At 54.3% G+C, this 22,838-nt stretch carries 16 protein-coding genes and 1 pseudogene; 10 read left to right on the top strand and 7 right to left on the bottom strand.

Annotation, left to right across the window (positions count from 1 at the left end; all coding sequences use genetic code 11):
* The first annotated feature begins 95 nt into the window (after positions 1-95).
* From Q7U76_03920 to Q7U76_03900, 5 genes are all read left to right on the top strand, one after another.
* On the top strand, positions 96-3,422 hold the full coding sequence (locus Q7U76_03920) for a phospholipase D-like domain-containing protein (protein ID MDO8355519.1): 3,327 nt from the start codon (positions 96-98) through the stop codon (positions 3,420-3,422).
* Complete coding sequence (locus Q7U76_03915; GenBank protein ID MDO8355518.1) at positions 3,419-7,465, top strand: Eco57I restriction-modification methylase domain-containing protein; 4,047 nt, start codon at positions 3,419-3,421, stop codon at positions 7,463-7,465. Before Q7U76_03920 ends, Q7U76_03915 begins: the two co-directional genes overlap by 4 nt.
* Entirely contained in the window at positions 7,462-8,742 is a 1,281-nt protein-coding gene (locus Q7U76_03910) for a hypothetical protein (GenBank protein MDO8355517.1), read from the top strand. Before Q7U76_03915 ends, Q7U76_03910 begins: the two co-directional genes overlap by 4 nt.
* 572 nt (positions 8,743-9,314) lie before the next feature.
* Positions 9,315-10,340, top strand: a complete 1,026-nt coding sequence (locus tag Q7U76_03905) for a hypothetical protein (GenBank protein MDO8355516.1) — start codon at positions 9,315-9,317, stop codon at positions 10,338-10,340.
* Positions 10,341-10,715: 375 nt separating this feature from the next.
* Entirely contained in the window at positions 10,716-11,738 is a 1,023-nt protein-coding gene (locus Q7U76_03900) for a hypothetical protein (GenBank protein ID MDO8355515.1), read from the top strand.
* Positions 11,739-12,126: 388 nt separating this feature from the next.
* Here the strand turns inward: Q7U76_03900 and Q7U76_03895 are convergent, their stop codons facing one another.
* The gene (locus tag Q7U76_03895; protein MDO8355514.1) at positions 12,127-12,450 is read right to left on the bottom strand and encodes a HigA family addiction module antitoxin; all 324 of its coding nucleotides are present in this window, start codon (positions 12,448-12,450) and stop codon (positions 12,127-12,129) included.
* A gap of 105 nt (positions 12,451-12,555) precedes the next feature.
* A pseudogene (locus Q7U76_03890) lies at positions 12,556-12,777 on the bottom strand (helix-turn-helix transcriptional regulator).
* 712 nt (positions 12,778-13,489) lie between these two features.
* Here Q7U76_03890 and Q7U76_03885 point away from each other — a divergent pair.
* Positions 13,490-16,171, top strand: a complete 2,682-nt coding sequence (locus Q7U76_03885; protein MDO8355513.1) for a glucosidase — start codon at positions 13,490-13,492, stop codon at positions 16,169-16,171.
* Positions 16,172-16,250: 79 nt separating this feature from the next.
* Positions 16,251-18,344 carry an amylo-alpha-1,6-glucosidase gene (locus Q7U76_03880; GenBank protein ID MDO8355512.1) on the top strand — a complete coding sequence of 698 codons (2,094 nt, stop codon included), beginning with the start codon at positions 16,251-16,253 and terminating at the stop codon, positions 18,342-18,344.
* 304 nt (positions 18,345-18,648) lie between these two features.
* Here the strand turns inward: Q7U76_03880 and Q7U76_03875 are convergent, their stop codons facing one another.
* The 3 genes from Q7U76_03875 to Q7U76_03865 all read right to left on the bottom strand — a co-directional run bounded on the left by Q7U76_03875 (position 18,649) and on the right by Q7U76_03865 (position 19,980).
* Positions 18,649-18,858, bottom strand: a complete 210-nt coding sequence (locus tag Q7U76_03875; protein ID MDO8355511.1) for a hypothetical protein — start codon at positions 18,856-18,858, stop codon at positions 18,649-18,651.
* 207 nt (positions 18,859-19,065) lie between these two features.
* Positions 19,066-19,245 carry a hypothetical protein gene (locus tag Q7U76_03870; GenBank protein ID MDO8355510.1) on the bottom strand — a complete coding sequence of 60 codons (180 nt, stop codon included), beginning with the start codon at positions 19,243-19,245 and terminating at the stop codon, positions 19,066-19,068.
* Between the two features lie 390 nt (positions 19,246-19,635).
* Entirely contained in the window at positions 19,636-19,980 is a 345-nt protein-coding gene (locus Q7U76_03865; GenBank protein MDO8355509.1) for a hypothetical protein, read from the bottom strand.
* A gap of 187 nt (positions 19,981-20,167) precedes the next feature.
* Between Q7U76_03865 and Q7U76_03860 the strand changes: the two genes are divergently transcribed.
* From Q7U76_03860 to Q7U76_03850, 3 genes are all read left to right on the top strand, one after another.
* Positions 20,168-20,368 carry a hypothetical protein gene (locus tag Q7U76_03860; protein ID MDO8355508.1) on the top strand — a complete coding sequence of 67 codons (201 nt, stop codon included), beginning with the start codon at positions 20,168-20,170 and terminating at the stop codon, positions 20,366-20,368.
* A 332-nt stretch (positions 20,369-20,700) separates the two neighbouring features.
* Positions 20,701-21,393, top strand: a complete 693-nt coding sequence (locus Q7U76_03855) for a MarR family transcriptional regulator (protein MDO8355507.1) — start codon at positions 20,701-20,703, stop codon at positions 21,391-21,393.
* Between the two features lie 82 nt (positions 21,394-21,475).
* Positions 21,476-21,688: a hypothetical protein gene (locus tag Q7U76_03850; protein ID MDO8355506.1), complete on the top strand. Its 213-nt coding sequence runs from the start codon at positions 21,476-21,478 to the stop codon at positions 21,686-21,688.
* A 66-nt stretch (positions 21,689-21,754) separates the two neighbouring features.
* On the opposite strand, the gene Q7U76_03845 is transcribed toward Q7U76_03850, so the two are convergent.
* Entirely contained in the window at positions 21,755-22,201 is a 447-nt protein-coding gene (locus Q7U76_03845) for a hypothetical protein (protein MDO8355505.1), read from the bottom strand.
* 107 nt (positions 22,202-22,308) lie between these two features.
* Positions 22,309-22,797 (bottom strand): hypothetical protein, encoded by a 489-nt coding sequence (locus Q7U76_03840; protein MDO8355504.1) that lies wholly within the window; start codon positions 22,795-22,797, stop codon positions 22,309-22,311.
* Positions 22,798-22,838 lie beyond the last annotated feature (41 nt).

Here is a 22,838-nt window from a genome sequence, read left to right as displayed (position 1 = left end):
TGTCGGCCGTCGAGATTTGCTCAGGGCGACTTAGTGTTGTCCGATGGCGTCATTGCGCACCATACTTACAAAGTCAAACGATTGTGTGTTCTCGAATGACAACAAAGCCTGATTCCGGTATCCGTGATAACCATAGTCGAGGGACTGTCGCCGATTTCCTGTGCGCGAAGATCCTGGATGGCTCCAGGTTATCGATCGTCTCCGCTTACTTCACGATTTACGCCTATGACGCACTCAAGGACACCCTTGATCGTATTGAACACCTTGATTTTCTTTTTGGTGAGCCATCCTTCATCAATCGACTTGACCCCAGCAAAACAGAGAAGAAAGCCTTCATCATTGATGCCGATGGGCTGGAGCTTGCCAATAAACTTCAGCAAAAGCGCGTTGCCAAAGAATGCGCTGACTGGATAGAGCGAAAAGTTGACATCAAGACCATCAAACAATCCAACCTGCTCCACGGGAAGATGTATCACGTAGCGACAGCAGGGGTAGAAGACGCCATTCTTGGCAGCTCAAATTTCACGGTGCGCGGCCTTGGTCTGGGAACAGGCAATAACAATATCGAGTTGAACCTTGTCGTTGATGGCAATCGCGACCGCCAGGAGCTCAAGCAATGGTTTGATGAACTCTGGGGCAATGAAGATCTTGTCAAAAATGTAAAAGAAGAGGTTTTGCAATACCTCAAGCAGCTCTACGAGAACAACGCACCGGAATTCATCTATTACAAGACTCTCTTCCACATCTTCGAAAGGTTCCTGGAAGACACTGGCAAAACCGATGCGGATCTCGGCCGCACCAGCCTTTTTGAAACCGACACTTGGAAGAAACTCTTTGAGTTTCAAAAGGATGGCGTTAAGGGCGCTATCAATAAGATTCTCCGATACAACGGCTGCATCATCGCCGACAGCGTTGGTCTGGGGAAAACATTTGAGGCTCTTGCTGTCATCAAGTACTTTGAGTTGAAGAACGAACGGGTGCTCGTTCTCTGCCCCAAGAAATTGAGAGAGAATTGGACTGTCTACACAGCTAACAGCAGTCTCAATCCGTTCCTGTCTGACCGCTACCGTTATGACGTGCTATCCCACACTGATCTCAGCCGAGACAAGGGTTACTCCGCCGACATCAATCTCGGAACTCTGGAGTGGGGCAATTACGATCTCGTCGTCATCGACGAGTCGCATAACTTTCGCAACAACACGCCGGGTAGACGGGATGAAGCGGGAGACCTCATACGGAAAAGCCGCTACCAACGGCTTATGGACGACATCATCAAGGCCGGGGTGCGCACCAAGGTGCTGCTACTATCTGCGACACCGGTCAATAATGACCTGAAGGACCTGCGAAATCAGCTCTACTTTCTCACTGAGGGCAGCGACAATACTTTCGCCGAAACTCTGGGTATTGGCAGTCTTAAGGATACGCTGACCGCAGCCCAGAAGGTCTTTTCACTTTGGGCGCGTAAACAAAGTTCGGAACGAAGAACTGGGGATCTGTTGGAGAGGCTTAGTGCCGCCTTCTTCAAGCTTCTGGATGAACTCACCATCGCCCGCTCGCGCAAGCACATCCAGAAATATTATAAAGAGACAGTTGCGCAATTGGGTGGGTTCCCTCAGCGGAAAAAACCAATTTCGGTCTATTCGGCCATCGACACCCAAGGACGATTCCTTTCCTACGACAAGATTAACGACGAAATTGCGGGCTACAAGCTTTCACTGTTCAATCCATCCAAATACGTTCAGAAACAGTTTCAGGGGAATTATCAGACGAGCACCCGTGACCCGTTCAGCCAAGCCGATCGTGAGAACTACCTAATCGGCATGATGAAGGTAAACTTTCTGAAGCGTCTTGAAAGCTCCGTAAGGTCCTTTGAGATCACGATGGAACGCACGATCGACAAGATTGAGGGCCTTGAAAAGAAAATTCATGCCTACATAGCGGGTGCCTCGGGGAGTCCTGGCGCAAGCGAGATTGAATTCGATCTTGGCGATCCTGCCGAAGACGAGGAGCTCGAAGAGGCCCTGCAGGTCGGCGGCAAGCTGAAGTATCGTCTTGAGCATTTAGAACTAGACCGTGGAAGGAACTGGCTCAAGGACCTAAAGAAGGACAAGGACCAGCTACGCATACTCTTGAATGCAGCGCAGAACGTTACCCCAGAAACAGACGCAAAACTCAAGGACCTGAAGAAGCTCATCGCGGAAAAGGTTGCCAAGCCAACCACCAACAAGCTTGGCCAGTCGAACAAGAAAGTGCTCGTTTTTACCGCCTTTGCCGATACTGCGACCTACCTCTACGAATCGCTTGTGCAGTGGGCCAGCAAAGATCTGGGCATCCACATCGCGCTCGTTTGCGGCGGTGGAGAGACCCGCACTACTTTTGGGGATAGAGCCTTCAACCAGATTCTCACCAATTTCTCTCCGCGCTCAAAGGAGCGAAACAAGATTCCGACCATGCCACAGGAAGGGGAGATCGATCTTGTAATTGCTACGGACTGCATCTCCGAAGGACAGAATCTTCAGGATTGCGACTACCTCATCAATTACGACATTCACTGGAACCCTGTGCGTATCATTCAGCGCTTTGGTCGCATTGACCGAATCGGCAGCGCCAGCCACTCAGTCCAGCTCGTCAATTTCTGGCCGACCGAGGACCTCAATAAATACATCAATCTCAAAAATCGTGTGGAAGCTCGTATGGCGCTCGTGGACATTGCCGCCACTGTCGAGGACAACATTCTTCAGAGCGAAGAAATTGAGGAACTCATCCACGAAGACCTCCGCTACCGCGACAAGCAACTGCTCAAGCTCAAAGATGAAGTGCTTGACTTGGAGGACCTTGGCGACAGCGTCTCTCTCACAGAGTTCACCCTTGACGACTTCCGTCTTGAGCTTTTGAAATACATCGAGGCCAATCGTGACGTGCTTAAAGATGCTCCGTTTGGCCTCTACACCGTAGTGCCGCCTAACCTGGAATATAAAGTCATCGCGCCCGGCGTCATCTTTTGCTTTCGGCAGGAAAAGAGGTCGAGTGTTACTGGTGCTACCAAGGGCGACGCCACCGAGGCAATCAATCCGCTCCAGCCCTACTTCTTGGTCTATGTTCTCGACGATGGTAATGTCCGTTTTGGCTTTGCACATCCGAAGCAGATTCTTGATATCTACCGCATGCTTTGTTCTGGCAAGAGCGAGCCGTACACGCAGCTTTGCAACCTCTTCGACCAGGAGACGAACCACGGCAGCGACATGAAAGCTTACGACAAGCTTCTGCAAAAAGCTGTAGACTCTGTCGTTGCGACGTTCCGTAAACGCGCCGCCTCGGGCCTCCAAGTTGGTCGTGGCTTTGTTTTGCCTGATGAACAGGAACAGGTTCACGAAAAGACTCATCTCGAACTCGTCACCTGGCTCGTCATCAAACAGTCATGAAAGTTCAAGAAATAAAGCAGGCCATCGAGTCCACGCTCAAGAAATTCGAAAATCAGCCATTGGCCACCGCTGCCACGTCCCTCTTCGAGTCCCTCGGCTATATCAGCCAAAAGCGCCTCAAGCTCACGCCCAACACCAGCGAGCAGTTCCTCGCCAACTTCGCTCAAGGCAAAACCTTCAACTACAAGCTCTCCATCCCCGAGGAATGGAGATCCATCGACTTTCTATTCCAGCTCACCGACGACGAAATACGCGCCGCCGGTTCTCAAAAGGTTCTTTTCGACAGCAAGGGCTCTTTTGACGGCGCCGTCATTGAGAGCTACCTCTTTATTGCGATTGAACTCAAGAGCAGTCACTACACTCGCACCGTTCTTGCCAACATTACCCGCGAGGTGAATAAGCTCTTCGCCATGCCGGCCCTTATCTTATTCAGACACGGCGATACCCTTACGCTCGCCGTCATTAACCGCCGCTTGCACAAGCGCGACCAAACCCGCGATGTCCTGGAAAAAGTCACCCTCATCAAGGACGTTGCCTTTGCCGATCCCATTCGAGCCCACCTCGAAATCCTCAACGATTTCGCTTTGACGAATCTCGACACTGACTTTGGCGTCTCCAACTTCGTCGCTCTTCACACCGCCTGGCAAAAGCGTCTCGGTTCCTACGCACTCTCCAACGACTTTTACCGCGAGATCGCCGACTGGTACTTTTGGGCGCATCATCAGGTGGACGATGGCACCATCCGCCTCCCGCAGCATTGCGACACAGAGGAGGAAAGATCCCTCTTCCTCATCCGCCTGCTCACCCGTCTCATTTTCTGCTGGTTCCTCGTCGAGAAGCGCCTGCTGCCTGCTGAGCTATTCCGCGACTACACATTGAAAAAGCTTCTCAAGGATCTGTCACCAGCAGCCTCTACCTACTATCACGCCGTCCTGCAAAACCTTTTCTTTGGCACTCTCAACATGCCGTCCGACCAGCGCGCCTTCCGCGAAAAAAAGAAGGACGGTCAGCGTTACGATAAAAACTTTGGCATTACCAATCTCTGGCGGTACGAGGTTGAATTTCGTGATTCTGCCGATTGGACCGCGCTCTCTGCCCGTGTGCCATTCCTGAACGGCGGCCTCTTCGACTGCCTCGACGACAAAACCGGCCAGAAGAAGGACAACTTCATTCTTGATGGCTTCTCCGACAACCCGAAGCTTGCTTGCCATCTGCCCAATGACCTCTTCTTCGGCCCAGAGCGCACAGTGGACCTTTCGAAGGACTATGGCGATGAAGACAGCCGCACTGCCCGCTCGAAGAAGGCCAAGGTCCGTGGCCTGATAGAAATTCTCTCCCGCTACAAGTTCACCATCGAAGAAAACACCCCTCTTGAGGAGGAAATCGCCCTCGATCCAGAACTCCTCGGGAAGGTTTTCGAAAACCTCCTCGCCTCCTTCAATGAGGACACTCGCACGACTGCCCGCAAGGCTCTTGGCGCTTTCTACACCCCGCGCGAGATCGTTGCCTACATGGTGGACGAGGCCCTCAAGTCCTACCTCGGGAGCCAGGTACCTCGCTGTAAGGGCGCGCTGGAAGACCTCTTCTCCAACAAGGCTACGCTCCGGGATATCCGGCCCGATACCCGCGATGCCCTCATCGCCGCCATCGGCCGCGTAAAAATCCTCGACCCCGCCTGCGGTTCCGGCGCCTTCCCCATGGGAGCGCTCCACCGTCTTGTGGACCTGCTCCAGAAGCTCGACCCCAATAACGAATCCTGGAAACGCGACCGTCTTGCTGAGGCCCGCCGCTATCGAGCTCTACTTGAGGAGTCCGGCGCACCCAAGGAGGAAATCGGCGCCTGCGACGCGCGCATCGCCGACATTGAGAAATCATTCGATACCCGTTTCCACGCCCTCGACTTTGCCCGCAAGCTTTACCTCATTGAAAACGCAATTTACGGCGTCGATATTCAACCCGTCGCCGTCCAGATCGCCAAGCTCCGCTTCTTTATTTCCTTGGTCGTAGACCAGAAGGTTGACCATCAGGTAAAAAATCTCGGTGTCCGACCGCTGCCGAACCTCGAGACTCGACTCGTCGCCGCCGATACTCTTATCCCCATCGAGAAGGCCGAGAGTGATCTCTACTCAGGCGAAATAGACCAACTCCGCGCCGACCTCACTCGTATCCGCCACGAACACTTCAACGCCCGCGACCCTGGCAACAAACGCAAATGGCGCGAGGCCGACGCCACCAAGCGCCAGGAGATAGCCCAGCTACTCGAACGCGAGCACGCGATTCCTAAGCAAGCCGCCCGCCAGCTCGCAGCTTGGGACCCCTATGACCAGAATGCTTTCGCCCCATTTTTCGACTCAGAATGGATGTTCGGCTTTCCTGTAGGCAAGGTGAAGATTAACGGTAAAGCCCCGGCGACCCTCCTCGGTAACCTCACACTTGTTAATGAAGCGGCCGGACAAACCGAACTCACGGCCTCAGAATCACAAGAAGTCGAGAGCGGCTTTGACATTGTTATAGGCAACCCACCATATGTGCGCATCCAGACGTTGAAGAAGAAGGACCCTAAGGTCGTCACCTTCTTCAAAGATCATTATGCCAGCGCAGCCAAGGGCAATTATGACCTCTACGTCGTTTTCATCGAAGCCGGTTTGCGCCTGCTAAAATCGGACGGTCACCTGGCTTATATTTGCCCCCACAAGTTTTTCAACTCCCAATATGGCGAACCGCTCCGTGAGCTTATATCGAGAAGAAAGCGCCTCCGACATGTGGTCCATTTTGGCGATGAACAGGTCTTTCCAGGAGCGACGATTTACACATGCTTGCTGTTCTTGGCGAACGGAGGAAGCCCCGATTGCCGTTTTGTCAAAGCACACGATTTCCAAGCATGGAAGGCGACTCTGTCCGGTGTCGATGGGCGCTTCCAACCCGAAAGCATTACTGGATCGGAATGGAACTTTACAGTTGGTAAAGACGCAGCAGTTTTTTCGAAACTAGACCAATGTCCCACACGGCTCGGCGATGTCGCCTCGATTTTCGTTGGACTACAAACGAGTGCTGATAGGCTTTTCGTGCTTCGTGAACGGGCTGTTCCTTCGTCTGGGCTAGCGAAAGTTGAATCTAGGGATGGAGTGCAATGGGAGGTTGAAACGACATTCCTAAAGCCTTTCCTTGCCGATGTCTCGCTCGCTCCTTACCGAGCACCAGCTTCTAACCACTGGTTAATTTTCCCCTACATACTTAGCGAACACGAAGCGAAGCTCGTTTCGGCGAAAGAGCTAAAAAGCGCATGCCCGAAGCTTTGGGAATACTTAAAGTCGAACGAAGCGGATTTGCGGGCTCGTGAATCCGGCAAAGCAGACAGTCTGGAATGGTATGGGTATATCTACCGGAAAAACTTGACGCTTTTCGATTCCCCGAAGCTGATTGTTCAAGTGATTTCTCAATCGCCTAGGTTTTCCTTTGACGCATCCCGTCTCTATTTTACGGGTGGCGGTAATGGGCCGTATTACGGCGTCCGTTGGAATAGTGAAGCCCGCAACAGGCCGATTCATTTCCTCCAAGCACTGCTGAACTCAAGGATTTGCGACTATTTCATCAGTAACATTAGCACTCCATTTCGCGGTGGTTATTGGTCCTACGGCAAACGATTCATCGAGCGCATTCCAGTCCCGCTATCGGTTCGAGAGTTAGAGCAAGTTGTCTCCAGTGTCGTGCAATGGTTGATCAGTCTCCATCGCTACTATGCCGACCACGCTGAGAACCTATCCACACGTGATCCGTTGATGTTGGCGTATTGGGAACGGGTGTTGAACGGACTGGTGTACGAGCTGTATTTCCCGGAGGAAGTGCACGGGGCGGGTCTTCGATTGTTTAAGCTGGTGGAGCAGGCCGGGCTGCCGGATCTCGAAAGCATTCTCGAACCAGACCAGCTCGCGCGGCTTCGCCAGATATTCGAGACTCTGTACGATGGCGACCATCCTCTCCGCATGGCTCTCGACAAACTTCAGACCCTCGATATCATCCGCATTATCGAGGGCAAGGCATGAGCACGCAATCCACTCTTTCCGCCTTGTCTTCTCGTCGGATAGCCTCCCTGTTTCGCAGTGCTAAATGTCGAGTCATTTACGCCGCTCCAGGTATCCAGATTGAGACAGCCAAAGCCCTTGTCGAGCGAGTGGGCGAGTTGGTTCGACTGTCATTAACCGTCAGCATCGATTTTGATGAACACACCCTGCGTATGGGATACGGTTCTCTCGAAGGGGTTGAAATGCTCCGGAAGGCCGACATTGAACCCACCCATTCCCCCGGCTTGCGTTGCGGCATCCTCATCGTGGACGACCGAGGCTGGATTTTTACCCCAACGGCCCTCTACCTCGAACAGGAGCCGCAGTGCGACGAGACGCCGAATGCCGTGGAGTTGTCTTCCGGACAGGTGAAGACGCTGGCAATCCATCTTTCTTCTACCGCTCAGAAGGAAGCTATTGAGCAGGCTGCAACACCGGAAGAGACCAAGAAAATCGCCCAACTCCAGACGGAGCTGGGCATGAGTCCTATCGAGAGAACGCATTTCGATATAGTAAAGGCAGCAATTGAGACGGCCCCGCCCGTCAAGTTCGACGTCGTCCGACAGGTGCGCGTCTTCGAGCCCTACTTGCAATACGTGGAACTGTCCCTTACCGGCGCGGCCGTGCAGCGGCACCGGGTGCGCATTCCGAAGGCTCTGCAAAACCTCGGCGCATCCAAAGACCTGGAGGGCAAGCTCAAGACCACCTTCGATCTGATCGAGAAAGGCAGCTCACTATCATCGAAGATCCTGGAGGATGAGTTGAACGACATCCGAAAGAATTTCACGCCGTCGCTGGGGAAGGATCACGGCAGGGTTGTGTTGAAATCGGCCAAGCCCTACCTCACCAAACGCATAGTGAGCCTGCGTGCCAAGCTTGAGGCCCATCAAAAGAAGGTAGAAGCTGAGCTACAGACGAAACTCGATGAATCGGAGAAGCAGGTCGTGGATTATTATCTGCCGCTGGCTGTTAAGAACCCACCAGATGCTCTCTTGGGAAGCCTCTTGAATCCAAGCACCGATGAGGCCGCGATCCGGTCATGGATCGAGGAGGAAATCTCTACCGTCTTCCCCGCCGCGAAGGATTTGATCCACAGTATGACCTTGGAAGAGAGATATAAGGATATGACGTTCGAGACGCTGGACCGGCCCGACTTTCTGGAATCGGTTCAGCAGGCGTTTCCGCGCATCAATTGGGAAGAGGCTTACAATGAGTTCAAAGCCGCCAGGGAAAACGATTCAGTAGGCACATCGCAGTGAAAATCACGCGAATAAGTCTGCAGAACTTCCGCGCCTTCGACGAGTGTTTCGAACTCGATCTAAATGGCGGAAAAAATCTGCTGCTGCACGGTGAAAACGGTGCAGGCAAATCATCCCTCTACTTTGCTCTGAAACGTTTCTTCGAAGAGCGTGGCGACGCCATCGCTAACCATCGTAATCATTTCGCTCTGGAAACCCGCACCGCCCATGTGTTGCTGTGGCTCAAAGGGACCGACGCTACGGGAACTCCTCATGATCGGGAGTACCATTGGAACGCTGCCGACGGCCATCCATTGACTATTCCCAAGGATCCAACTACAGGGCCCATTACCCCGGAGTTGCGGTCGTTGTTGGTGGACGGAGCCCGCCGTTCAGGGTTCCTGGACTATCGGGTCATGCTTCGGACGAATCTACTGTCCGCCCCGCTCTCTCGCTCAAACCGTGGCCCTCGGATTCATGACACCATCTATGGAGCGGAGTCGGAGGGTTTGGAGGCTCAACTCTTTGACTTGGTTACATTGGCGATTCTTGCAGGCGTACGAGTCACGACCTCAGTCGGAGGCGAATCAACCATGGGCGATCTCATGCGCAGAGTGTGGGAGACGCGACCACCCAGCCGATATAAGTGGGCGCTACGCCTCGCTAACGACGCTGCGTATGCCTTCAGTCAGGCTTTCAACGCAATCCTTCCGCAGTTGGAAGCGAAGGTCACCGAGTTCCTCAATCACTTCGAGAACCACAAGCTCACCATCAAGTTCCAGCCGGTGTCGCTCACGTGGGAAAAAGACTCGCTCCAGCTCAAAGGCGCCGATTTAGTTCCAGAGATCACTTTTCGTGGCAAGCAGGTACTTGACCACCACCTGTTCCTCAATGAGGCAAGGCTGTCCGCGCTCAGTATTTGCCTTTTCCTCGCCGGAGTTCATCTCTCGGACAATGACTATGCCAATCCTGAGTATCCGCGCTTTCTCGTGCTGGACGATGCGCTGATAGGGCTAGAGCTCCAAAACCGCTTACCAGTTTTACGTATCCTGACCAGTGAGGGCTTCAAGAATTACCAGATATTCCTGCTTACTCACGACCGGGTCTGGTTCGATCTCGCGCGAGGACATCTCCGCGAGAGAGACGGATGGATCCACCGTGAACTGCTAGCCGACGAAGATACCGGCCAACTGGTGCCCAAGCTGAAATCATCAGCGAGTGACTTGGAGCGGGCAAAGACCCATCTCGCTAGCGGAGACCTGAAGGCAGCGGCTGTTTATGCGCGATCCGCATTCGAGTGGAAGCTCCGCATTGTGTCCGAGAAGCATGGTATCAAGGTGCCCTTTAAACCAGATGCAGACAAAATCGGTGCTGGGGTTTTGTGGGATGGGATCATCCAGCGCCAACGGGAGCGCGAGGAGCAGAGGCACAGAGGCTCCCATGTTCTCGATCTCATCCCTGAAATTTTGGAAAACGATGTCGAGACTATGCGGTCAACCGTTCTGAATAAACTCAGTCATGCCGGTGCATCGGGCTTGATCCAGGCAGAGGTTGGCGCTGCGATTCAAACTGTCGGAAAAGTGTTGTTGCACCAATTTCCGAGAGTCCCGTCTAATTGATTCTCTCCTGCCAGCTGCATGCCATCTCACGAGGTCTGGGGGGCAGCCTCGATCGGATTTTCCCAGTCTTGTTTCAACCGAATGGCCCAAGTGACTAGCATTGAAAGGCGATGGAGAGCACCAAGTTCGTCGAAGAACGAGAAATACTTGGGGTATTCCTTGATGATGTAACTTTCGACCGAACTGTCTAGTGGGGGAGGGAAAAACATTTTCGGAAATCAGCGAAAGCTGTCTCTCTATGCTGCCAAGAATCCTGGTATGGCACGGAGTCATCGAGGATTTCATAGCGGAGGCTGTCCACTCTTGGCTGAAGAGTCTCTGATTTGCAGATGTGACCCCGCGCCTGTTCGATCTTGCTCCCCATAGGAAAATGGCATGCAGCAATATGTTGTGAATGTTCCGAATGGGCTAAATCTTGCTGGAAGCATAGAGTTTGCCATACAGTTGAGATCCTTACCTCCAGCTGATGAGTACCTTTTTGACTTTGGCAAAGTAGGCTGGGTTTCGCCATTTTCACTCCTGTATATCTCGAGTGAAGTTCAACGATGTGTGGACAAATATCCGTCCGCTAAATTTTCAGTTAGTAATCATCGACACATGGGCTATGCAGCTCATATGGGGTTTTTCAGGGCTTTCCGTGTGGATTTCGGGAAATCTCCCGGAGAGGCGCCTGGCAGTCAAACTCATTTTCCGATAACTCTCTTTGAGTGTGATCAGCTTAGGCGAGAAGCTGCGGAATCTCATGTGGCAGTCGCTGAGACAATTGAATCTAGAAGCCAAGATATCTCCAGTATTCTTTGTCAAAATGATTCTGGATCCCTATTCGATGCTCTAGCCTACTCGCTTCGAGAAATTATGCGAAATGTTGTTGAACATAGTGAGTCCAGTCAGTTCGGGCTTTGTGCTCAATACTGGCCTAAGAAGGGCACTGTCGAATTAGGACTTGTTGATCGTGGTATTGGAATTGGTGCTGCCCTCAGGGAAAATCCGAAGCTACAATTTGATTCAGGTGGGGATGCGTTACGTCTCGCATTGATGCCAGGAATTTCAGGGAAAGCTCATAAGCAAAGAAATGAAGCTAGATATAATGTATGGGCTAATTCAGGGTTTGGACTGTATATGACCAGCCGCCTTTGTAGAAATGGAGGTAATTTTTTTATTGCAAGCGGCGATTGTGGATTACTCCTTAAGGCAAAAGATAAAACTGATGTGCAGATTCCATTTGAGGGTACAGCCCTTCGTCTGAGCCTTTGTGTGGATTCTATTCAGGATATTAGTTCAAAGCTTAAGCAGTTTCGTGAAGAGGGTTATGAAGTAGCGGCAAGATTTGGGAAAAGTGCAGTGTTGTCAGCATCCACTGCTTCCCAAATGTTGGCCAGGGACTTTCTGGACAGATGAGGTACAGTACAGGAACATTTCCTGCCTAAATGGCTGCCAAGATCCGGAGTCGGAGTCAGGCAGGACTATTGACATATTGAAGCGCGGAACATGTAACGGGAGTCTTTTCTGCTACTGAGACCACTATTCTTCTATTTTCTTCCTTTAGAGGGTCTCCCTCTGCGCGTGTCCAAGAACGGAGCCGCGAGAAATGCGAGACAGACTGGACGAGCGAGACGGGGCGCAAGTTTGTAAGGCCTGTCCCGTTTGTTGCGTTGGCCGAATCGAAAACCCAACCAGATAGACCAGACAGACTATGGGATGCTGCCGGTTTGGCTGACACCAGCCTACGCAACGTGTATTTCGAACTCCATCGGACTGAGATAGCCCAATATGGAATGTCGCACCATCATCCGGCCGATACCAGCGCATCCCTGTGCTGTTCGATGTGCTTGATGACCATCCCAGGCAGAGCTCTTTCCGCCAGGCGCAGCTCATAGGTTTTCTGCAGGTTCATCCAGAATTCAGCGGTGGTGTTGAAAAACGTCGCTAGACGTACCGCGGTATCGCCCGTAATCCCTCGCTGGCCTTTGATAATTGCCGTGATCCGGTTCGCCGGAACTTCGAGGGCCTTGGCAAGAATATTGGCATTGATCGGCGGCTCTGTCGGCTTCATGAATTCCTCGAACAGGATTTCTCCTGGATGAACCGGCCGCATGCCGTTTTTGATCATGACAGGTTCTTCGATCGAGCTGCCATAAACCGTACTCGCTCGTCTGGATCCCTTCGCGCGAACTGTTCCGTATCGCTGTCCGCGCGGAGCCCGCTGCACGGTCACTTCTACATCTTGGCCTAGTAACGAGAGAAAATGAACCAGGCGTTCAACCGAGAACCCGGCCATCTGGCCGGCGAGGATCTTCGAGATCTTGGCTTGGTCAATACCGAGTTGGGTTGCCGCTTCCGCCTGCTTCCAGCCTCGCCCCCTAATCGTCTCCTGAAGCGCTTGCAGTAAACTGCTTTTCAGAATCAGTTCCGCGGACCGTTCTTCCGAAAACCCCATGTCTCGAAAGATATTCCCACTGCCCTTCGTCACCGTGGCGCGTTTCACAGGCCTTCCTCTCATCAGGCTTTTTCCCTTGTTGAATTTTGAACAGCTGAAAGCCAGCGGTTTCCTGCACCGGCTCAGGGAGCTCACGCAGATCCTCGCGAGACGTTCCAACAACATGAACCGGCTTCATTACATTTTCATGCTATGCCATAACTGGCATATTTGCAACAGACCATGCGGGTTGATCTGAGGCACCCGAACGCTGTGCTAAATTTGTGCTAAAACTCTGCACAATGGATCGTAATCTACAGAATCAATGGAATGCATAGAAACGTCCCAAGTCCTTGTTCGTAAAGAAAAAACGGGGAAACCTTAACGATTTCAAGCCATTGATATTATTGGTCTTTTCGAGCTTTTAAGGCGAGGGTCCTGGGTTCGAGGCCCAGCCGGCTCACCATATAATCCTCCCACGTATTTTTCTCATTTCAGTGCAGGCTGTAAGGGCGCGCACCTGTCAGGCGGGTGCCCCTGTAGTGGCATGATCGGGACCCGACAGCCCGTCCGATGTCGCACAGGCAGAAGACTGGTAGACCCTGTTCATCACAGGGGGCTCATCGGTCTATCGTCTCCGCTTGACTACCACGGGCGCCCAATACTAGCCTGCTGTAAGACTTGCCGCCCCAGGCCGACTCTAGTTGTGTCCCGTTTCTACCGAAGGAGTCATATGGCCTCTCATTCTCGGACCGCCTCCGCTTCTCCACCACCGATCCTGGCAGAACAGCAGCGCCTCGAAGAGGACGCCAAGCGTCAGCGCCACTGGAAACGATGGGGTCCCTATCTGAGCGAACGGGCTTGGGGAACCGTGCGCGAGGATTATAGTCCTCACGGGACGTCCTGGGAGGCCGTTCCCCACGATCATGCCAGGTCACGCGCCTATCGCTGGAACGAGGACGGGCTTGCCGGCATCTGCGATCGCCACCAACTCATCTGTTTTGCCGTGGCCCTGTGGAACGGACGCGATCCTATTTTGAAGGAACGCATGTTCGGCCTTACCGGCAACGAAGGCAATCACGGCGAGGATGTGAAGGAGTGCTACTTCTATCTGGACTCCACGCCGACGCATTCCTACATGAAATATCTCTACAAATACCCGCAGGCGGCGTTCCCCTATACGCGGCTGGTCGAGGAAAATCGCTGTCGGGGGCGGCAAGAACCGGAGTTTGAATTGATCGACAGCGGGGTGTTCGACGACAACCGCTACTTCGACGTCTTTGTGGAATATGCCAAGGCGTCGCCAGAAGATCTGTGCATCCGTATCCAGGTCGTGAATCGTGGCCCCGAGCAGGCCGAACTCACGCTGCTTCCGACCATCTGGTTTCGCAATACCTGGTCCTGGGGTTCGGACATTCGCCGCCCCCGTTTCAAGCAAGGTGAGCCGGTAGACCGGATGAGTGTGATCGAGACGCAGCATGAGTACTATGGCCTGCGCCGGCTACTGTGCGAGGGCGAGCCCAGCCTGCTTTTCACGGAAAATGACACCAACACGCGCCGGCTCTACGGCGATCAGGAGGGCGCCCGGTATGTGAAAGACAGCTTTCACGACTATATCGTGCAGGGTGAGAAGGATGCGGTGAATCCGGATCACCTCGGCACCAAGGCCGCGGCCCAGTATGTGCTCACACTCGCGTCCGGCGAGGCCAAGACCGTTCGCTTGCGATTGACCAACGAGGCACAGAGCCCGGGTTTCGCGAAGCAAGACTTCGACACCGTGTTTGCGACACGACTCAAGGAAGCGGACGAGTTCTATGACCGTCTTGCCCCGAGCAATCTGTCGGAGGACGCGCGCCTGGTGCAGCGGCAAGCCTTTGCCGGATTGCTCTGGAGTAAACAGTTTTATCACTACGATGTGAACCGATGGCTCAAAGGCGACCCGACAGAAGAGGAACCGCCGCGAGAGCGTCTTCACGGCCGCAACTCGGATTGGATGCATCTCTATAACGCCGATGTCATTTCGATGCCGGACAAGTGGGAATACCCCTGGTATGCGGCGTGGGATCTCGCGTTTCACTGTATTCCGCTCGCGCTCGTCGATTCGACCTTTGCCAAACAACAGCTCGTCCTGATGCTGCGTGAGTGGTACATGCATCCCAACGGACAGATTCCGGCTTACGAATGGGCCTTCGGCGACGTAAATCCGCCGGTCCATGCCTGGGCGGCTTGGCGTATCTATAAGATCGACAAGAAACGCACAGGGGTCGGCGATCGCCGCTTCTTGGAGCGCGTGTTCCACAAACTGCTGCTGAACTTCACCTGGTGGGTTAATCGCAAAGATGCCGAGGGAAAGAACATCTTCCAAGGCGGCTTTCTCGGCCTGGACAACATCGGGGTCTTCGACCGGAGCGCGCCATTACCCACCGGCGGCCATATCGAACAGTCGGATGCCACCAGTTGGATGGGTATGTATTGCCTCAACATGCTGACGATCGCGCTCGAGCTGGCTCGTGAGAATCTGGCCTACGAAGACGTCGCCAGCAAATTCTTCGAGCACTTCGTCTACATCTGTCGCGCAATGAATAACATCGGCGGGGAGAAGATCGAGTTGTGGGATCGCGAGGACGGGTTCTTCTACGACGTGCTGCACTTGCCGAACGGAGAAACGACGCACATGAAGGTCCGCTCCATGGTGGGGCTTATTCCCCTGTTCGCGGTCGAGACGCTCGATTCGGAGCTCATCGACAGCCTCCCTCGTTTCAAGCACCGGATGCAATGGTTCATCGAGAACCGGCCTGACTTTTCTCAGCATCTGGAAATGCAGTCCTACGACGGCGGCGTGCGGCGCTTTCTCTCGCTCGTCAGCCGCGATCGGCTGAAGTCTGTGCTGGGATATTTGCTGGATGAAGAAGAGTTTTTGTCTCCCTACGGCATCCGCGCCCTCTCGCGCTATCACAAAGATCATCCCTATGTGGTGTCGGTTATGGGCCATGAGCATCGCGTGGACTATGAGCCGGCAGAGTCCGGGACGGGCTTGTTCGGGGGTAATTCGAATTGGCGTGGACCGATTTGGTTTCCGGTCAACTACCTCCTGATCGAGTCCCTGCAAAAGTTCCACTATTTTTTCGGCGACCAGTATCGGGTGGAATGTCCGACAGGATCGGGCCGTCACTCCACTCTCTGGCAAGTGGCAGCCGAGATCTCACACCGTTTGACGCACATCTTTCTCCAAAACTCGGAAGGTAAACGTCCGGTATTCGGCGGTGCCAAGATCTTTCAAGACGATCCACATTGGCGCAACAACGTCTTGTTCTATGAATATTTTCATGGGGACAATGGAGCCGGAATTGGAGCGAGCCATCAGACGGGATGGACGGGATTGGTGGCGAAGCTGATTCAGCAATCCGGAGAATAGGGCGCTTATGGCAAATGGCTGATAGCGTATAGCGAGAAATTCTTGCCATCGGCCATACGCTCCGAATGAGAGAGAAGCCATGAAGGTTGACGCAACCACATGTCAAGATTTAGGCCGAGCGTTGAGCTTCGAATGGCTGGAGACCAACGGGCGCGGGGGATTCTCGTCCGGCACGGTTGCCGGGGCGAACACGCGGCGCTATCACGCGTTGTTGCTTGTGGCCCGCAAGCCGCCGAGCGAACGGTTCGTTCTGGTCAACCACCTCGAAGAATGGGTGGAGGTGAACGGTCAGACGATTCCCCTCTCGAGCAATTGCTATCCCGGTACCATCCATCCTGATGGATACAAATCCTGTGGCAGTTTCACCACCGATCCCTGGCCGACCTGGACCTATGACTGCGCCGGGTTTTCGATCCAACGAGAGATTCTCTGCGTCCAAGGCCGCGATCTTGTCATCGTCCGATGGCGCCTGCTGAAAAAAATGAAATGCCCCGTCACGCTCCGCGTACGGCCAATGCTGAGCGGGCGCGACTACCATTCTGCCCATCATGAAAATGCAGCGCTCGACAGCAACGTCACTGAGGGCGACCAGACGGTGATCTGGCATCCCTATCGCGATCTTCCGGCGGTGCATGCGTTCCATACAGGAATGTACCGACATGAGCCCAGTTGGTTTCGACAGGTCCAATTCAGCATCGACCAACAACGAGGGCTCGATCACGCAGAGGACTGGTGGTCGCCCGGTGAGCTCACGTACCAGCTCAAGGCCGGAGAGGATGCACCCCTGGTCTTTACCACCGAGTCCATGAACGCACTCGATGTCGCGGCTCTGATCGATGTCGAACGGGAACGCCGCGCGCGTATTCAACAATCAGCCCCCAGCAGTGATCCATTGGTACATCAACTGTGGCGCGCTGCGGAACAGTATCTGTCACAAAGAGGGAGCCAGCAGACGGTCATTGCCGGGTATCCCTGGTTCACTGATTGGGGGCGAGATACCTTCATCTCGTTGCCAGGCCTCTGTCTCGTCACCGGCCGAACGGATATCGCCTGGCAAGTTATCGAATCTTTTGCTGCGCATGTCTCGGAAGGCATGGTGCCGAACCGTTTCCCGGACGCGGGTGAGCAGCCGGAGTACAACACGATCGATGCTTCGCTGTGGTTTATTCATGCCATCGATCGTTATCTTGAGGCGTCGGGAGACGAAGCTCGTGTTCGTGAGATTGCCTGGCCTGCGGTCAAACAGATTCTTGATAGCTATCGCCGAGGCACGCGTTATGGGATTCGGATGGATGAGGATGGATTGATTACAGGTGGAGTCCCAGGCACGCAACTGACCTGGATGGACGCGAAGGTCGGCGACTGGGTCGTCACGCCGCGCCATGGAAAACCAGTCGAGATCCAAGCCCTCTGGGTCCGAGCCTTGGCGGTGGGGGAAACCCTTGCGCGACGATTCGATGAAGCGGATTACGCCGATCGGTGCCGGAATGATCGTAATCGTGCGATCGCGTCATTCCGTAATCGATTCTGGTACGAGCAGGGCGGGTACCTCTACGATGTGATCGATGGGCCGGAGGGGAATGATGCGTCGCTTCGACCTAATCAACTCTATGCCATCTCCCTCGTTGACGATCTGGTCCCGCGCGACCGCGCGCAGCAGATTCTTCGTCTCGCCGAAGCGCAGCTTTTGACACCGGTGGGGCTCCGTACGCTCTCGCCTGCCGATAGTCGCTATCGGCCCCGCTATGAAGGAGGAGTGACGGAGCGCGACGGCGCCTATCACCAGGGTACGGTTTGGCCCTTCTTGTTGGGTCCGTTTGTCACAGCCTGGATAAAAACATTCGGTCGGAGTGTCGCGGTACGAACGCAAGCCCGTGGCTTTCTCGCAGGCCTTGAGGCGCATCTGTCTGAAGGCTGTCTGGGGCAGGTGTCGGAAATTTTCGATGCCGACGCGCCCCATCAGCCGCGTGGCTGTTTCGCCCAAGCCTGGTCGGTGGCAGAACCGCTTAGAGCGCTACTCGAAGATCTCAGTATTCAGACCGATGCTGGAGAAGTTGCGGTAAAACGAGTGGTTGTGCGGCAGCGTAAGGAAGTGGCCTCTCCATCGCCTCAGCAGAAGAAGGGGAGGTCAGCTCAACGGGGGCGGGGCAAGGATGCGCAGCTCAATCCCTGATCTGTTTTTGTGAGGGGAGTGTCAGTTCGTTTCTCTCGTTCTTCTCTTTCCGTCTTGCATTCGCCGTCTTCGCAGGCCGTGGCCTGCTCATGCTGGCGCTCGTCGCAAGCCAGCTTATCCTCTTCGCTAATGGCGTTTCGAGGCAATGTATCAGCTCTTCCTGAGAGGCCTGGAGACATTCCATGCAAGTGCTTTCTGCAGAGACCGGTATGTTGAGAAGCAGGAGAAAGACCAACGCAAACATCAGTCTTATGTTCATGCAAAGATCTCCCCTGGAAGTTTCCTCAACACGATTCGCTGCGCGCTAATCTGTGCGAGAGTACCGCGAATGGAAGACTGCGATCACGGCAATCAACGCCATAAGCGGGCCGAAGGCAAACGCTCCGGTCATCGCTGCTTCCACTGAGGTGTCATGGGTGTTGCTGGAGAAAAATTCAGTGAGCAGCATCCCGCCAAACAGCCCGACGAGATACCCGCCGATGGCTTCTAAGAAAGCGAGCCAAAAGGTTTTCACAGGAGTAGGCTAGGGGACAGAGAATGTCGTGTCAACGGTGGGGTGGAGTGATCGCGCGCTACGAGTCGATAGGTGATTGCGGAATCCGAGCTGTCACACCAAGGCTATCGTCTGTTGCCGTCAGAAGCGTATCCAGGTACACCGGTCCGATCATTGCCGAAACCTGCAGGTGCGAGGACAGCGTTCCGATGTCTGCCGGTCCGAGAATTATACCGTAGCCTCTTCTGCTTCTTTCGCGGCTTTGGCGGCGAGGCTGTTTCTCCGATTATTGGAGATCGTTCGATCGATGACCGCTCCGCAGTTGATACATTTCCAGGCATAGAACACCAAGAAGAAGTCTGAGAATCGTTCCAACATCATCAGCCCTTTGCACTTCGGACAATCCATCGTCGTCTCTCCTTTAATTAGATAGGCGAACTTGTACGATGGTAAAGCAATTTACGATCCAGTTTGACAAGGTCGCAATATCAATCACTTAGCACTGTGGTGACTACTTATACGTACAATCCTGTACGCTCTGTTGCATTTATGCTTTCAATTTTGTGCGGCAGTCATGTTTTGCTGAGAGCAAAGGCGAGGTGACAACGAAAATGGGGATATGAATGCGTGCAGGATTGATTTCCGTCGTCGTTCACTCTTTTTAATCAATCAAGGAAGTGGATGTCGAAGTTGTTTCGAGGGAGGATCGCGTAATCGTGGAAGTGGTATGGGCAGCCCAGCGCGCCAGGGCCTCTTTCGCTAGAGACCCCGGCGGCATTGCGATGACAGGTGTGAAGGCTACTGGACTTCGACGGCGATGGTCTGGCTTGCCGAGACGAGTTTGTGATCTTTGTTGGCGCCGGTCACGGTGATCTGGTGCGTCCCTTTGCTCAGGCCCTTGAACGATCCGGGAAAGCCCTTCTGATATTGAGTGTCCAGGTACACGTGGGCATGTGCAGCCTCGGATCCCTTGGTCAACTCGTACTTTAGCTCGAAGCTATCAGCGACCTTGTCTCCATCCTTGGGGGAGGTGATCACGATCTTCGATCCGTCTTCGATCGGGGCATCCGCCGCGAAGACCGGCGCTCCGCTGAGCGCACCTACCAACGCGATTCCCAATCCCATTCCAATACGTTCCATCATAGGCATAACGGCCTCCTTGTGTGAATTGAGCGGAATAACGGCTACAACATACCACCCACTACGGGAGACTTTCTTTCCTGGACGCATTTTTTGTAAGCGTACGTTCCTTTCTTCCCCTGACTCTCTATGAGCACCAGGGAGGTCTGCAATGTGGGGGAGGGGCAGTGTCGATGGTGGTGAGCAATGGATGGCCGCAACGCTTGATCCGCCAACTGTTCACGCGGCCTGGCGCTTCTGGAGTTATACCTGGGCGGTGCCGCCGCCGGGCCGTTATGTGCTGGTCGTTCGCGCGACCGATGGAGAGGGAAAAGTCCAAACGTCGATCGAGCAAGATCCTGCTCCGGACGGTGCGACCGGGCTCCATGAGATTTCCGTGACGGTTGCCTAGGAAATATTCACGCGGTTTATCTTTCGGCGATAGGGCAGGCAGTGATGTACCTTGAGCGAAGGGGCTGTCTTCTGTCTGCTAAAATCTCCGGTCCTTCCGCCCGGTCTAGCTTGATATTCTCCGTTGGCACTCGTTACTGAGAAAGGTCTGCACGTCGGTAGTGCCGTTCAGCTCTATATCGTAGTTTGCTGGTCGAGGAGCGCTTGCGGGCGCGTTCGTTTGTTCCCTCCCCCGCTCTTGGTGGGTGCCGGTCATTTGGCCCCGCGAAACCTTGACGCGGCTATCGCGTGGACACTACACTTTTCGAATACTGGTATTTAAGGAGGTGCTCCATGGCTGAATTGCGCGTACTCAATAGCGGGAAGAAGTCATCGTCATTGCAGGATGCGGTTGCAATGACCACTCAGTTGGTAGCCGGCCTGGAAAAGATCGGGCTGGCGATGAAAAGCCGGACATGGCGACGTGAAGGTCGAGCAGGTCTCGGCCCCTTGCAGCGGCAGGTCCTCACGCTTCTTCGATCCAAGCCAGGCCAGCGCGCCACCGTCTCGACTGTGGCCAATGAATTAGCCGTCAGGCTTCCCACTGCGTCGGAAGTCATTGCGACACTCGAACGGAAGCAATTGGTACGGAGGCGGCGAGACACGAGCGATGGACGCGTGGTGACGGCGCAATTGACGGCCAAAGGAAATCGGTCCTGTACGCCTTCGACCGGTATGCCGGATCGGCTGGCGACCGCGACGGACACCCTCTCGTCACCGGAGCAAGTCCTTCTCCTTACGTCCTTGGTCAAGGTGATTCGCAGTCTTCAGGAGCAGGGGGAGATTTCAGTCGCGCGGATGTGTATCTCCTGTCAGTATTTTCGTCCCAATCACTATGACAATGCGGATCGACCACATCATTGTGACTATTTGAACGCGTCGTTCGGGGATCGTTCGCTTCGTTTGGATTGCCATGAATACGAGGCGGCTCCGGTCGCGCAGGTCGATGCGGCCTGGGCCAATTTTTCCCGTTCACGTATCGCCTAGAGGTTGGCTCCCTCCTGTTCATGCGAAGTTGGTATATGTTGGTATGAGAGTTAGGGGAACGATGAGTGAAAGAAGAACAGCCATGTCCGTGAAGAAAGGCTCGAACGGCTCGCCTGAGGATGAATGGCTCGGGGCTGAGGCCCATATGCCGAATCTCAATCGTGAGCTTCGCCGTCGTGAGCCAAGGCGAACGGGCGTTCCGTCCTTGTGGATGATCAGTGCCCTTTTTGCTGCAGGCCTGGCAGCCGGAGGTTTGGCGATGCGTTTTTTCGACCGACGGTCTCGCCCCTCCTAGCGGATTACTACAACGTCACACGCGCCAGAAGCTCTGGTGCGTGAATCGTCCTCGCTTCATATCTCCTCAGCGCAGTCCTTTTCGATACAACAGGTAGTCGGCTTCGATCTGCGTGAGCAGATCGTCCAACGCGGCTTGGACAGCCTCTGCGATGGGGCTCTGATCTGAAGACGTCACCCACCTGACGCTCGATCCCATCGCTTCTTTTTCCACCAAATAGGATTTGATCGGCGGTTTGTCCGATGCGCCAAGGTCTGATTCCAAGCGCAGACTGTAGCGATAGTTGCCTCGGGATCGCATCGTCAGCCAGGCCTTGATGGTTAGGGTGAGGTCGGCCGGTTTGTCTCCTGCCGAGGCAAAGGTTTGGCGCGATTGGATGTAATCGATCGTGGCGGAGCGTAGGTCCTGTGCCGGCCACTCCAGTAAGGCGATGCCCGGCATATGGTCGGCTCCTTCCAAAGCGAGAAAGGGCACCACGACAGAGAGGGATTGAGGGATGATGGTCGGTGCCACAGCTAGGGGTGCAGGGGTCACGTGAATTCGATGGCCACAGCCCCAGCTGAGCAAGAGGAGCCCGCTAAGAATACATCCCGTGGATTGGCGCAGGAGACGGTTGCCGTTCACGGGTTCGTCGTGGCGGGCGTGGGTGGGTTGAGCATGTCCAAATCTTTCAAGGCGCGCAGAGCCTGCTCACGGTATGGTTGGTCTGTGGGATTCGTATAGGTATCGATCACGCGTCGATAGGTGGCGCGGGCTTGGGGGTACTGGCGCTTGATGGCGAAGTATTGGCCCAGTGCGAGCCAGTTTGTGGCCGCAGCTTCATTGGCCGTTTTCATCAACGCAAATTCGCGCTCGACATGTGTCGTGCCTTGTTGCACGGCCCGTTTCTTGACGGTGTCCCCTATCTGACTTGCCATGGCTTCGATCTGCTCGTTGGCTCGGATCGCGGATTCTACGCGATTGGTTTTCAGATTGTCATAAAACGTTTCAGCATGATTTTTGATCAGGTTCGCCCGTTCCTGGTAGGTATCGTGGGCGCAACTCGCGATGAGCAGGCCGCAGGCGACGAGCAGGATTGATGCACAGGATACGAGTCTGGGTCTGGTCATGAGTCGTGTTCCTTGGGTTTCTACCGGGTGAAGGTTCAACG

Source organism: Nitrospirota bacterium, from assembly GCA_030645475.1.
Lineage (GTDB): Bacteria > Nitrospirota > Nitrospiria > Nitrospirales > Nitrospiraceae > Palsa-1315.
This window is presented reverse-complemented; position numbering and strand designations above follow the sequence as displayed.